Source organism: Desulfohalovibrio reitneri (genome assembly GCF_000711295.1).
Lineage (GTDB): Bacteria > Desulfobacterota > Desulfovibrionia > Desulfovibrionales > Desulfovibrionaceae > Desulfohalovibrio > Desulfohalovibrio reitneri.
This window is the reverse complement of the sequence record NZ_JOMJ01000004.1, coordinates 320,484-332,678: the sequence shown is the minus strand read 5'-3', so window position 1 is coordinate 332,678 and position 12,195 is coordinate 320,484. Positions and strand designations below refer to the sequence as shown.

Annotated in this window: 14 protein-coding genes; 9 read left to right on the top strand and 5 right to left on the bottom strand. The window is 67.8% G+C overall.

Going from position 1 to position 12,195, the window contains the following annotated elements:
• The first annotated feature begins 32 nt into the window (after positions 1-32).
• The 3 genes from N911_RS18930 to N911_RS0114090 all read left to right on the top strand — a co-directional run bounded on the left by N911_RS18930 (position 33) and on the right by N911_RS0114090 (position 3,066).
• Positions 33-488, top strand: a complete 456-nt coding sequence (locus tag N911_RS18930; RefSeq protein ID WP_237559983.1) for an ArsR/SmtB family transcription factor — start codon at positions 33-35, stop codon at positions 486-488.
• Between the two features lie 336 nt (positions 489-824).
• Positions 825-2,024, top strand: a complete 1,200-nt coding sequence (locus N911_RS0114095; RefSeq protein WP_029898251.1) for a molybdate transporter family protein — start codon at positions 825-827, stop codon at positions 2,022-2,024.
• 133 nt (positions 2,025-2,157) lie between these two features.
• Entirely contained in the window at positions 2,158-3,066 is a 909-nt protein-coding gene (locus N911_RS0114090; RefSeq protein ID WP_138774434.1) for a hypothetical protein, read from the top strand.
• A gap of 148 nt (positions 3,067-3,214) precedes the next feature.
• On the opposite strand, the gene N911_RS18530 is transcribed toward N911_RS0114090, so the two are convergent.
• Both N911_RS18530 and N911_RS0114080 read right to left on the bottom strand, forming a co-directional pair.
• Positions 3,215-3,379, bottom strand: coding sequence for a hypothetical protein (locus N911_RS18530; protein WP_161781639.1), 165 nt, complete (start codon positions 3,377-3,379; stop codon positions 3,215-3,217).
• A 302-nt stretch (positions 3,380-3,681) separates the two neighbouring features.
• The gene (locus N911_RS0114080) at positions 3,682-4,032 is read right to left on the bottom strand and encodes a TraR/DksA family transcriptional regulator (RefSeq protein WP_029898247.1); all 351 of its coding nucleotides are present in this window, start codon (positions 4,030-4,032) and stop codon (positions 3,682-3,684) included.
• A gap of 264 nt (positions 4,033-4,296) precedes the next feature.
• Between N911_RS0114080 and N911_RS0114075 the strand changes: the two genes are divergently transcribed.
• Both N911_RS0114075 and N911_RS0114070 read left to right on the top strand, forming a co-directional pair.
• Positions 4,297-4,788, top strand: a complete 492-nt coding sequence (locus N911_RS0114075) for a chemotaxis protein CheD (protein WP_237559982.1) — start codon at positions 4,297-4,299, stop codon at positions 4,786-4,788.
• Positions 4,785-5,636 carry an HDOD domain-containing protein gene (locus N911_RS0114070; RefSeq protein WP_029898242.1) on the top strand — a complete coding sequence of 284 codons (852 nt, stop codon included), beginning with the start codon at positions 4,785-4,787 and terminating at the stop codon, positions 5,634-5,636. Before N911_RS0114075 ends, N911_RS0114070 begins: the two co-directional genes overlap by 4 nt.
• Positions 5,637-5,682: 46 nt before the next feature.
• Here the strand turns inward: N911_RS0114070 and N911_RS0114065 are convergent, their stop codons facing one another.
• The 3 genes from N911_RS0114065 to N911_RS0114055 all read right to left on the bottom strand — a co-directional run bounded on the left by N911_RS0114065 (position 5,683) and on the right by N911_RS0114055 (position 8,346).
• Complete coding sequence (locus tag N911_RS0114065; protein ID WP_029898240.1) at positions 5,683-7,047, bottom strand: dihydrolipoyl dehydrogenase family protein; 1,365 nt, start codon at positions 7,045-7,047, stop codon at positions 5,683-5,685.
• Between the two features lie 123 nt (positions 7,048-7,170).
• A complete protein-coding gene (locus N911_RS0114060; protein ID WP_029898238.1) occupies positions 7,171-7,488 on the bottom strand; it encodes a DUF2250 domain-containing protein in 318 nt (105 codons plus the stop codon).
• 3 nt (positions 7,489-7,491) lie between these two features.
• On the bottom strand, positions 7,492-8,346 hold the full coding sequence (locus tag N911_RS0114055; RefSeq protein WP_029898237.1) for a 1,4-dihydroxy-6-naphtoate synthase: 855 nt from the start codon (positions 8,344-8,346) through the stop codon (positions 7,492-7,494).
• 67 nt (positions 8,347-8,413) lie between these two features.
• On the opposite strand from N911_RS0114055, the gene N911_RS0114050 reads away from it, so the two are divergent.
• Genes N911_RS0114050 through N911_RS0114035 form a run of 4 tightly spaced genes read left to right on the top strand, consistent with a single transcriptional unit; the run spans position 8,414 to position 12,135 of the window.
• On the top strand, positions 8,414-9,103 hold the full coding sequence (locus tag N911_RS0114050) for a TetR/AcrR family transcriptional regulator (protein ID WP_051694443.1): 690 nt from the start codon (positions 8,414-8,416) through the stop codon (positions 9,101-9,103).
• Positions 9,100-10,215 (top strand): aminofutalosine synthase MqnE, encoded by a 1,116-nt coding sequence (mqnE, locus tag N911_RS0114045; RefSeq protein ID WP_029898233.1) that lies wholly within the window; start codon positions 9,100-9,102, stop codon positions 10,213-10,215. The genes N911_RS0114050 and mqnE overlap by 4 nt, the downstream gene beginning before the upstream one ends.
• Positions 10,205-11,302 carry a cyclic dehypoxanthinyl futalosine synthase gene (gene mqnC, locus N911_RS0114040; protein WP_029898231.1) on the top strand — a complete coding sequence of 366 codons (1,098 nt, stop codon included), beginning with the start codon at positions 10,205-10,207 and terminating at the stop codon, positions 11,300-11,302. The genes mqnE and mqnC overlap by 11 nt, the downstream gene beginning before the upstream one ends.
• Positions 11,299-12,135 carry a menaquinone biosynthetic enzyme MqnA/MqnD family protein gene (locus N911_RS0114035; protein WP_029898229.1) on the top strand — a complete coding sequence of 279 codons (837 nt, stop codon included), beginning with the start codon at positions 11,299-11,301 and terminating at the stop codon, positions 12,133-12,135. The genes mqnC and N911_RS0114035 overlap by 4 nt, the downstream gene beginning before the upstream one ends.
• The last annotated feature ends 60 nt before the right edge of the window (positions 12,136-12,195 follow it).

The window sequence follows — 12,195 nt, the reverse complement described above, 5'->3', positions numbered from 1 at the left end:
TACAAAACACTTAATCAAACGGTGGTGATTGCATGCTCGATTCCCGTGAGGCGGCCCGCCTTTTCAAGCTCGTTTCCTCGGAAACCCGCGTCAGGATGCTGCGGACGCTTTCTACGCGGTGCCTGTGCGTGGGGGCCCTGGCCCGATCCCTGGGCATCAGCGCCCCGGCAGCTTCCCAGCATCTGCGGGTGCTGAGCCAGGCCGGGCTGGTGAGGCCCGAAAAGCGGGGCTACCACGTGCACTACCAAGTGGATGCCGGGGCCCTGGCGCGGCTGGCCGCCATGGCCAACGAGCTGGCAGGGATGCCGAATCCTGATGCGAGCCACCCAAACTTCCCCTTGGAGGCGACCATGTGCGACGCTAACTCCTGCTGCCAAAAGCCAGAGAACCTCGAAACCAAGCCGGAAGAGTGCTCCCCGGAGCAGATCAGAAAATGCCACGGAGACGTGCGGGACCATCCTTGCAAGCCCGACGAAAAGGAAAAATAGATTCAGCACCAGCCGGGCGGGTGGCCCGCCCGGCTTCCCGATCAAACGGAGGGCGCTGTTCTAGTGTGCGCCTTCGCGGAGGACCGATGAAGAAAAGTCCCGATGAAGTGCTCGCGGCCGCGGAGGCCGCCACGGACAGGGAGGAGAAGCGGCGTCTGCTTGACTCCCTGGCCAAATGCGGCCATTGCTCGTGCGGGGGCGGTCAGGGGGAATTGGGACCGTGCTTTCTCCGCCCCGAAGCCAGCCTGAAACAGGCTGTGCACGCCTACCTCAGCCCGAAAAAAGAGAATCACGAGCGGATAGTCCACAATACAGCCAAACCCAAAAACTGACGAGATGACCGCACGGTACGCCTTCAACCGCATGGAACTGTCCGGCTCGCTGGGCGATCTGGGCACGCTTTTGCCCATCGCCGTGGCCATGATCCTCGTCAACAACCTCAGCGCCACGGGCATCTTCCTCGGCATCGGGCTGTTCTACATCGTCTCCGGGGTCTACTTCGGGCTGACGGTGCCGGTGCAGCCCATGAAGGTCGTCGGCGCCTACGCCATTGCCACGGCCATGGCCCCGCAGGAAATCCTGGCCTCCTCCCTGCTCATGAGCCTCTTTCTGCTGGCCGTGAGCCTGTCCGGCGGCATCGACGTCATCCGCAAGCTCACTCCCCGCGCTGTCATCCGGGGCATCCAGCTTTCCACCGGCGTGCTGCTCATGGCCGGGGGCGTGCGCTTCATGCTCGGCACCTCGAAATACCAGGAACTGCGCGGGGCGGCCGAGCCCTTCCTCAACGCGCCCGACCTCGGGCCGATTCCCTTCGGCGTCCTCCTGGGGGTGCTGGGCGGCATCGTCACCCTGGCGCTGCTGGAAAACCGCAGGCTTCCCGCGGGGCTGGCCGTGGTCGTCCTGGGGCTGCTCTGCGGCCTGCTCTTCGGCGCGGGTGGCGGGCTGGCGGCCATCAGCCCCGGTTTCCACATGCCTAAGATCATGCCCTTCGGCCTCCCCGCCGGAACGGACTTCACCTTCGCCCTGTTCGCCCTGGTGCTGCCGCAGCTTCCCATGACCCTGGGCAACGCCAGCATCGCCTACACCGACCTGTCGCGGGAGTACTTCCCGGAGAAAAGCGGCCGCGTGACCAACAAGCGGGTCTGCGTCAGCATGGCCCTGGCCAACATTGGCGCCTTCCTGCTGGGCGGCTTCCCCATGTGCCACGGGGCTGGCGGCCTGGCCGCCCACTACCGCTTCGGAGCCAGGACCGCCGGATCGAACCTGATGATCGGCGGGGCGTTCGTCCTGCTGGCCCTGCTGCTGGGCGAGGACATCGTGGCGGTGCTGAACCTGCTTCCCATGGCCGTGCTCGGCGTGCTGCTGCTCTTCGCCGGGTCGCAGCTGGCCCTGACCATCCTGGACCTGCGCCAGCGCAAGGACCTCTTCGTGGCCCTGCTCATCCTGGGCATCACCCTGGCGGCCAATCTGGCCTGGGGCTTCGTCGTCGGCATCGCCCTGGCCTGGGCGCTGAAGTGGAAGAAGCTGTCGGTGTAAGCGCAGCGCCCGGCCCTGGCCAGGCCGTTCCCTTTCCGCCCTGTGCCGAATCCAGCGTACCTCCCGGGGGGTTGTATTCAAAACCCGCCACGGGGTAGGCTTTGCCGATCCATTTTTTTCGCAAGGAGTCCCCATGCCCAACTGCCTGCTCAATCTCTTTTCCCGCGTTTTCGATTACCTGCACGGGCTGTGGGAGTCGCGGGGAATGCAGAAGAGGGTGGGGGCGTTGCTCGTTCTGACATTTCTGGTCGGTCTGGCGGGCATTCAATTGAAGATATGGGGCATGCTGCCGCATTCGCTGGCCCGGCTGACGCCCAGCTCCCACTACTACGCCATCGACCTGGCCTTCACCCTGGTGCTGGCCGTGGAGGTGCTGGGGCTGGTCTTCGCCCTGCCAAGCTCCTTTTCCCGCTCCGTGGGCAAGCAGTTGGAGATCCTGGCGCTGATCCTGCTGCGCGGGGCCTTCAAGCAGCTGAAGTATTTCCCCGAGCCCATCGACCTGACCCGCGACCTGGAGCCGCTGCTGACCATTCTGGCCGAGGCGTCCGGGGCTCTGGCCATCTTCGTGGTCCTGGGCTTCTACTACCGCCAGCGCCACTTCCGCACCATCCGCGACGACTCGGCCGTGGAGCGGTTCGTGGCCTTCAAGAAGGGGTTGTCCCTGGTGCTGCTGGCGGGCTTCGCCGGCTCGGCCGCCTACGACGGCTACCTGCTCTTCATGAGCTACGAGCCCTACGGCTTCTTCAAAACCTTCTACACCGTGCTCATCTTCTCGGACATCCTCATCGTGCTGGCCTCGCAGCTGGACGCTCCATGGTTCCACGCCGTTTTCCGCAACTCCGGGCTGGCCGTTTCCACCCTCATCATGCGGCTGGCCCTCACCGCCCCGCCCCTGCTGGCTCCCCTGCTGGGGCTGGCCGCGGCCCTGCTGGCCCTGGGACTGACCATGGCCTTCAACCGGTTCGCCTACAGCTTCCTGCGGGCGGAGTACCCGCCAATGCCCGAACCGGGCGAGCCGGGCGAGCCGGTGGAGAAAATCTAGCCGCGCCGCACGAAAAAACGCCGCGACCGGATGGACGCGGCGGAATTCGCCTTCGTTTCGAAGGATGTTCGGCGCTGCCCGGCGGGCGGCTGCTCGGCCGCCACCGGACGCCTCTTGTGCGGGGGGTTCCTCGCGCGACTCGGCGCGATTACGAGCCGGACGGCATTTCGCCGCTTTCGATGCGCTGACGGCGAATGGCGTCCTCGGCGGCCCTGGCCATCCGCTCGCGCGTCTCGTTGCCCTGGTGGATGGCCTGCATCCGGGAGTCGCGGGAAGAACGCGGCGTGGATTCGATGTCACGCGTTTTGGTCATGGCGTTCCTCCTTGTGGTGTGAAGAAACGATTCTTACCACCCGGACACTGAAATAGCCACCCCCGGAGGGACATTTTTCCCACTTTCGAAAAATATGCGGTTTTTTCGCCCACCCGTGCCAGCATTCTTCCAACCAAGCGGTGCCGCGTGGCGGTCGTTCGGCGAATCCGGCCCCCGGGCGCCACCCGCCATGCGCGGCCGCGCGACGGCGCGAGGGAATCCCCGCATCCCGGACGAACCGCCAAGGCGGCCCGCCTGGAAATCGCCAAGGGCCCGGAGCCCGGCGAACGCGAAGGCTGACGCTACATGGCGCGGGCCATGGCGCCGCCCTCCTCCATCCCGCTCTGGCAGCGGATGCAGAGGGTGGCCGTGGGCCGAGCCTTGAGGCGGCGGGCGGAGATGTCCTCCCCGCACTCGTCGCACAGTCCGTACCCCAGCATGTCCATGCGGCGCACGGCCTCGCGGATTTCGTTGATCTCGCGCGCCGTCCGCTCCCTCAGGGCCACGTTGAGGTTCTGCTCGCTCACGCGGGAGGCGTACTCGTTCTCGTCGGCGCAGGCCTCGGCCTTGGCTCCGGCCTGCTCGCCCTCCAGCAGATGCTCCAGCCGCTCTTCCAGGTGGCGCCTGATGGCCAGTTTTTCCTGATCCGTCATGTCCTTCCTCGCAGTCTGGGTTGCCGCTACAGGTTTCCCGAGCCTTTCGTATGGACGAGGGAGGTGACGGTTTCTTGGCGATTTCCAAACATTCCATGACAATCCGGACAATTACGGGCAGGGTTTCCCTACCTTCGCAATATAATCGTCCTCGTGCTAGGCATGCGGCAAACTGCGAGGCAACATGAACCGTTTCCGCACACTCCACACCGCCGCCAGCCGGTCCGTCCCGGCCGCCGCTCCCCCCCGGAGGCTCGTACGACCGTGACCTACCCCCCGAACCGCGTGGTGGTGGGCATCTCCGACATGCGGGTCTCCACCTCCCCGCGCGACCTGCTCATAACCTACTCCCTGGGGTCGTGCGTGGCCCTGGCGGTCTATGATCCGGACAACGGAGTGGGCGGGCTGGTCCACTGCCTGCTGCCACTGGCCAGGCTGGCCCCGAAAAAGGCGGAAGTAACCCCGGCCATGTTCGTGACCACCGGTGTGTCCGCCCTCATCCGGCAGATGTTCCGCAAGGGGGCCAAGCGCGGCAACCTAGTGCTCAAGGCCGCTGGCGGGGCGCACATGCTGGGGCTGGCCGGGGCCTTCGACACCGGCGCCCGCAACACCGCCGCCCTGTGCCGCCTGCTGGAAAAGAACGAGCTGCCCCTGTCCGCGCACGAGTTCGGCGGCACCGTGCCCCGCACCTTCAGCCTGGACATGCGGGACGGTTCCGTGGTTGTGAAGAGCCTCGGCAAGGAGAAGGCGTTGTGAGCAAGCGCGAAGCTGTTCTGGACAAGGTGCGCGAAGTGCAGGCCATGCCCCCGGCCATCGCCAAGGCGCTCAGCCTGGCGGCCGACCCCGGGGCGGACCTGGACGAGCTGGCCCGGCTCATCGAGATGGACCCCTCCCTCACGGCCCAGCTCCTGCGGGTGGCCAACTCCGGCTACTACGCCGGGCTGCGCGCCTACTCCAGCGTGCGCGAGGCCATCAACCGCCTTGGCTCCATCAAGGTCAAGCAGATTCTGGCCGCCTCCGGCCTGGCCTCCCGTGCGGGGCGGGAGATAAAGGGCTACGACATGCCGGCGGGCGCGCTGCTGGAGCACTCCGTGGCCGCCGCCCTGGCCGCCGAGCGCCTGGGAACCGCCACCACCGGGGAAACCCCGGTCTACACCTTTACCGCCACCCTGCTGGGCGACATCGGCAAGCTTGTGCTGGGCTCGTTTCTGGAGGTGGACGGGCAGGCCATTCTGGAACTTTCCCAGGAGGAGGGGATTCCCTTCCAGTTGGCAGAGGAACAGGTGCTGGGCGTCTCCCACCCGGAGGTGGGCGCGGTGCTGCTCAAGGACTGGGGGCTGCCCCGCGAGATCGTGCAAATCGTGCACTGGCGGCTTTCCCCGGACGACGCGCCATTCCGCGACAAGGCCCTGGACCTGGCCCACTGCGGCGACTGCCTGACCAAGATGGCCGGCATCGGCCTGGGCCTGGACGGCATCTGCTACCAGCCCGCCCCCGGCGCGGTGGAGCGGCTGGGGCTGACCGTGGAGGACTCCGAGATGGCCCTGGCCGAACTCATGGACGACCTGGACGAACTGCGCGACGCCCTGCTGCCCACGGGCTGAACCGTTCTTTACGCGCCGGGCGCGGGGCCCGGCGCGCTCCGTCCCCCTAGTACATGTAGCGCACGTAGTAGCCGCAGGTGGGATAGGACCAGAGCACCTGGTCCAGGTCCTTTCTGGGCAGTCCCAGGCGCACCAGCACGGCGAAGATGTTGGACAGCTCCTGCGCCTCGTGCCCCACCATGTGCGCGCCAAGCACCCGGCCGTCGTCGGGCGAGACCAGCACCTTGGCCCGGGCGTGCTTGTCGCCCAGGCGTTTCCAGGAAAACCAGTCGCTCAGGTCGTGCTCCTTCTTCTCGAAGGGCACGCCCCGCTCCTGGAGCTGCTCCTCCAGCGCGCCCACGGCCATGAGCGGCGGCAGGGAGTAGCATACCGAGGGAATGCCCTGGTGGGAGACCTTTCGGGAAAGGCCGCCCACGATGTTCTCCCCCACCGCCGTGCCTTCCAGATCGGCCGTGGGGGTCAGGGCGTAGGGCGTGTCCGCGCAGTCGCCCGCGGCGAACACCTTGGGGTTGGACGTGGAGCGCATGTACTCGTCCACCTCCACGCCGTGCTTGTTCCAGGCGATGTTGGAGGCGGCGGGGTCCAGCGCCCCCAGGTCCGGCACGCGGCCCGCGCCGTGGACGACCATGTCCGCCTTGACCTCCATGTGGGCGTCCTCGCAGCCGCGCACCAGATAGCTGCCGCCCGGGCGGGCGGTGATGGAGTGCAGCGGCGTCTCGGTTCGCACGTCGATGCCCAACTCCCGGCTGGCCTGGACCAGCACCTTGGAGAGGTCGGCGTCGAAGGGCTTCAGCACCCGTTCGCTGCGGTGCAGGATGGTGCACTGCGCCCCGGCGCGCTGGGCGATGTGGGCGTACTCGAAGGAGATGAAGCCGCCGCCGATGAAAACGATGCGGCCGGGCAGCTCGTCCAGTTCCAGGAAATCGTCGCTGGAGGAGACGTGCTCCTTGCCGGGCACGTCCAGGTCGCGTTCCCGCTGGCCGGTGGAGACCACCACGTGCTCGCCGACAAGGCGGACCACGCCGTCATCCGTCTCCACCTCCACCTCCCGGTCGCCCACGAAGCGGGCCTTGCCGAAGAAGGTGGCCGCGCCCTTTTCCTCGTAGTGAGAGCGGATGCGGTCGGCCAGTCCCTCGGTGAAGGTGCGCTTGAAGGCCATCAGTTCCGGCCAGTGGATGGACAACTCGCCCCGCAGCCCCATGGAGCGCACCCCTTCCACCATGGCCATGGCCTCGGGCGGCCCCAGCAGGGCCTTTTTGGGATTGCAGCCGCGCAGGGGGCAGGTGCCGCCGAAGCCGTAGGACTCCACCATGGCCACGGTCTTGCCCGCCTCCAGGCACTTGCCCGCCGCGGCCCCGCCGCCGGGGCCCGCGCCGAGGATCAGCACGTCGTATCGCTTGGTCTCCGCCATTGGCGTTTTTTTCCTCCTGTTCTCGGAAATTCCGCCCCACTCTACATGAATCGGGAGCGAAATGAAGGGGAAGGAAGCGGGAGAAAAGGGGAATTTCCCCGAGTATCGCCCCGGCGGCCGCCGTCAGCCCTTGCCAGCGCGTTTCCAGGGCGGGGTCAGGTCCACTTCCGGCGGGGTTTTCATGCGGCGCACGGTCAGGCGGCCGTGGCGGGTGGGGCGGTAGTAGGTGTGGTTCATGTGCTTGGTCACCTTGCCCCGCTTGCCCGCGCTGTAGGTGATGGTGGAGCCGGGCACCCGCTCAATGAGCCCCTCCCCGTCCAGCGCGGTCAGGTCCTCCTCCACCGCGCGCCAGTCCTTGCGCAGCACCTCGGCCAGCTTCTTGGCGTAGGCCGGGCCGGCCTTTTCCAGATAGTAGAGGATGCGGCGCTGGTCCCCGGTCACGGCTCAGACGGGCGGGCTTTGCAGTTGGGGCTGGTAGAGGGGGTCCACCATCTCCCCGCCGTGGATGCGGAAGGCCTCGTCCAGCAGCACGCGCACGGCGTGCTCGCCGTCGCGTCCCACGTCCAGGGAGAAGTCGGTGACGAAGGTCTCTATGTGCGCCTGGATGACCTCTTCGGACAACTCCCGGGCGTTTTCACGCACCGCCTCGCGGGAGGCCTCGGGGTTCTCCCTGGCGTACTCCAGGGAAGAGCGCACGGCCGCGTTGAGGCCGTCCACCACCTCGATGCCCAGGTCGCGGCGGGCGGCGATGGAGCCCAGGGGAAGGGGCAGCCCGTAGGCCTGCTCCCACCAGGACCCCAGGTCCACGTACATGCTCAGGCCGCGCTCGCCGTAGGTGAAGCGCCCCTCGTGAATGACCACGCCCACGGGCACGCCGCCCCCGGCCACCGCGTCCATGACCTGGTCGTAGCGCATGGGCAGGCGCGCGCGGGAAAAGGAGCCTGTCAGCCCCAGCAGCAGGTTGGCCGTGGTCAGCAGGCCGGGCACGGCCACGGGCGCGGCGGCTATCTCCGCCGGGTCGGCGTCCGGCCGCACGACCACCACCGGCCCGCACCCCCGGCCCAGGGCGGACCCGGCGCGCAGCAGCACGTAGTCGTCAGCGAAGCGGGGATAGGCCGCGGTGGAGACCTTGACCACGTCCGCCCCGCCGCTCTCTGCCAGGGCGTTCAGTTCCTCCACGTCGGCCAGGCGCACGTCCAGGGAAACGCCGCGCGGCGGAGGAACCAGCCCTTCCATGAGGGCATGGAAAATAAAGATATCGTTGGGACAGGGGGAGACGGCCAGGGTGAGTTTGCGCATGCCCGCTCTGGTAACGCGGGGCGGGCGGCTTGACAAGTGACCGGGTGGTCATCTACTCGATGACCACATGGTCATCGAGACGCGGAACACGGACGGAACCGGGCGGAGCGAGGCCTCCGTCTTCGAGAACCTGCCCGAAGACAAGCAGCGGCGCATCCTCGGCGCGGCGGTTGACGAGTTCGCCGAACGCGGCTTCGGCGGAGCCTCCATCAACCGGCTGGTCTCCCGGCTGGGTATCGCCAAGGGGTCAATCTTCCAGTATTTCGGCTCCAAGCAGGGGCTGTTCGCCTACGTTTTCGACCGCGCCTCCGGCCTGTTCGCGGACAACCTGCGCCAGGTGCGCGACCAGAGCGCGGACGAGCCGTTCTTCGACAGGCTGCACCGCGTGCTGGAGGCGGGGGTGGCCTTCATCGACGCCAATCCCCGCGTCTACCGCATCTACCTGAAAATGCTCTACGACGAATCCATGCCCGGCCGCGACCTTTTCCTGGGACGCGCCCGGGCCTACTCCGCCAAATTCCTCCGCCCCATGGTGGAACGTGCCGCCGAGCGGGGCGAACTGCGCCCCGACCTGGACCCCGACTTCGCCGCCTTCCTGCTGGACGCGGCCATGGACCGCTTTCTCCAGGCCTGCGTGGTGGAGGAAATGGACGGCGGACTGAACCTGCGCGACCCGGCCGAACGGGCCAAGCGGCTTCGGGAACTGACCAACTGCCTGCGCCGGGGCCTGGGCGCGCCGCAAGGAGAAACCCCATGAACGACTGGCTTTCCAGACGCTGCCGGGCGCTGGACCTGGGCCAAGCCGTGGACAAGGTGGAAGCGGGCGAGCGGCTGTCCCTGGAGGACGGCGAGCGCCTGTTCGCCTGCCCGGACGTGACCGCCGTGGGCGCGCTGGCGCACCAGGCCCGTACCCGCCTGCACGGCGACCGTGTGCACTACGTGCTCAACCGCCACATCAACTACACCAACGTCTGCGTCAACGGCTGCCTGTTCTGCGCCTACTCCCGCAAGGCGGGGCAGAAAGGGGCCTTCGAGCTGTCCATCGAGGACATGCGGGCCAAGGCGCTGCTGCCCGGCGGCCGCGTCCCGGCGGAAATCCACGTCGTCGGCGGCTGCCACCCCGACCTGCCCCTGTCCTTTTTCGAGGACGCCCTGCGCTCTCTCTCCGAGGTCGCCCCCGGCAGCGAGCTGAAGTGCTTCACCGCGGTGGAGATCGCCCATTTCGCCAAGCTGGAGGGCATCGACACCCGCGAGGTGTTGTCCCGGCTCAAGGATGCCGGGCTGGCCATGCTGCCCGGCGGCGGCGCGGAAATCTTCGACCCGGAAATCCGGGCTGGCATCTGCCCGGAGAAGCTGGGGGCGGACGATTGGCTGCGCATCCACGGTGAGGCGCATGAGCTGGGGCTGAAAACCAACTGCACCATGCTCTACGGCCACAAGGAGACCACCGCCCACCGCCTGGACCACCTGGACCGGCTGCGCCGCCAGCAGGACGCCACCGGCGGCTTCCTGTGCTTCATTCCCCTGTCCTTCCAGGCGCGCAACAACCCCTTGGGCGTCAAGCACGGCCCCACCGGCGTGGAGGACCTGCGGACCCTGGCGGTGTCGCGGCTGCTGCTGGACAACATTCCCCACGTCAAGGCCTACTGGGTCATGCTGGGGGTCAAGCTGGCCCAGACCGCCCTGTATTTCGGCGCGGACGACCTGGACGGCACCGTGGTGGAAGAGAAAATCGGCCACATGGCCGGGGCCGAGTCCGAGGACGCCCTGAGCGTGGACGAACTGGAGGCCATGATCCGCGGCGCGGGCTTCACCCCGGCCCGGCGCGGCGCGCTCTTCACCAGCCGGGAGGACGAGAATGCCGAGTAACATCCTGCGGGAGGCCCTGGAACGCGCCGAGGCCGGCAAACGGCTGGACGCGGACCAGGCCCTGGCCCTGCTGCAAGAGGCCGATTTCCACCACCTGGCCGCCCTGGCGGACCAGTCCAGGTTCCGCCGCCATCACGGCGGTCTGGTCACATACGTGGTGGACCGCAACATCAACTACACCAACATCTGCGTCTGCAGCTGCCGCTTCTGCGCCTACTACAAGGCCCCCGGCCAGGAGGGCGGCTACCTCCTGAGCCAGGAGGAGCTGGACCGCAAGATCGAGGAGACCATCAACCTTGGCGGCAGCCAGATCCTCATGCAGGGCGGCCACCACCCGGACCTGCCCCTGTCCTGGTACGAGGCCATGCTGCGGGGCATCAAGGAGCGGCACGCCATCCACGTGCACGCCTTCTCCCCGCCGGAGGTGGTCCACTGGGCGGGGATGGAGGGTATTTCCACCCTGGAGGTGCTGGCCCGGCTCAAGGAGGCGGGGCTGGACTCCATGCCCGGCGGCGGGGCGGAAATCCTGGTGGACGAGGTGCGCTCCCGCATCGCGCCCAACAAGTGCCCGGCGGACGACTGGCTGCGGGTCATGGCCGAGGCGCACTCCCTGGGCATGCGCACCACCGCCACCATGATGTTCGGCCACCTGGAGACCCCGGCCCAGCGCATCGAGCACATGCTGCGCATCCGCGAGGTGCAGGACCGGACCGGCGGCTTCACCGCCTTCATCCCCTGGACCTTCCAGCCCGCCAACACCGCCCTGCCCGGCTGCCGACCCCTGACCGCGCCGGAATACCTGCGCACCCTGGCCGTGTCCCGGCTGGTGTTGGACAACGTGGACAACATCCAGGTCTCCTGGGTGACCATGGGCCCCAAGGTGGCCCAGCTGGCCCTGTCCTACGGAGCCAACGACTTCGGCTCCACCATGATCGAGGAAAACGTGGTCAAGGCCGCGGGGGTGGGCTACCGGCTGGAGGAAAAGACCATCCGCCGCCTGGTGCGCCAGGCCGGGTTCACCCCGCGCCGCCGCCTGATGGACTACTCCCCCGCGCCCGAGGACTACGCGGAGGAAACCGGATCGTGAGCATCCGGCTGGGCCGCATCCGCTACCTCAACGTGCTGCCGGTCTACCACCCCATCGAGTGCGGCGCGGTGGCCGGGCCGGAGTCCGTGGTGGCCGCCACCCCGGCGGAGTTGAACCGGGGCATGCGCGCCGGGGAGCTGGACGTCTCCGCCGCCTCGTCCATCGAGTACGCCTCCGCGCCGGACGAGTACCTGCTGGTGCCCAACCTGGCCATCGGCGCGCGTGGGCACGTGCGCAGCGTGCTGCTGCTCTCCCGCCACCCCGTGGCCAAGCTGGACGGCCGGGAGATCGCCGTGACCTCCCAGACCCACACTTCGGCCGCCCTTTTGGGGCTGTTCCTGCGGGAGCGGGTGGGCATCGAACCGCGATTCGCCCCCTGCGACGTGGGCGCGGCCGTGGACTCGGACAATCCGCCCGAGGCGCTGCTGGCCATAGGCGACGAGGCGCTGCGGCTGCGCGGCCATCCCGCCTACCCCCACCGCTGGGACATGGGCAGCGCCTGGATGGACTGGACCTCCCTGCCCTTCATCTTCGGCGTCTGGCTGGTCTCGCGCCGGGCGGCCGAGGAGAAGCCCCGGGAAGTGGCCGCCTGCTGCCGCGCCCTGCTGCAAGCCAAGGACTGGAGCCGCTCCCGCATGGACCGCATCGCCGCCCTGGCCGCCGGACAAACCGGCTGGTCCCAGGAGGCCATGGAGGCCTACTTCCAGGGCCTGGTCTTCGACCTTGGCGAACGAGAACGCCAGGGGCTGTCCCTGTTCTATGACAAACTGGCCCGCGCCGGGGCCATCGAAAAAGCGCCTGAGCTGGAGTTTTTCGAGTTGGGCGGAAGCTGACCACCTAGCTATCTAGAATGGACAAAAGAAAAGGCGAGCCACAAGCGGCTCGCCTTTTTC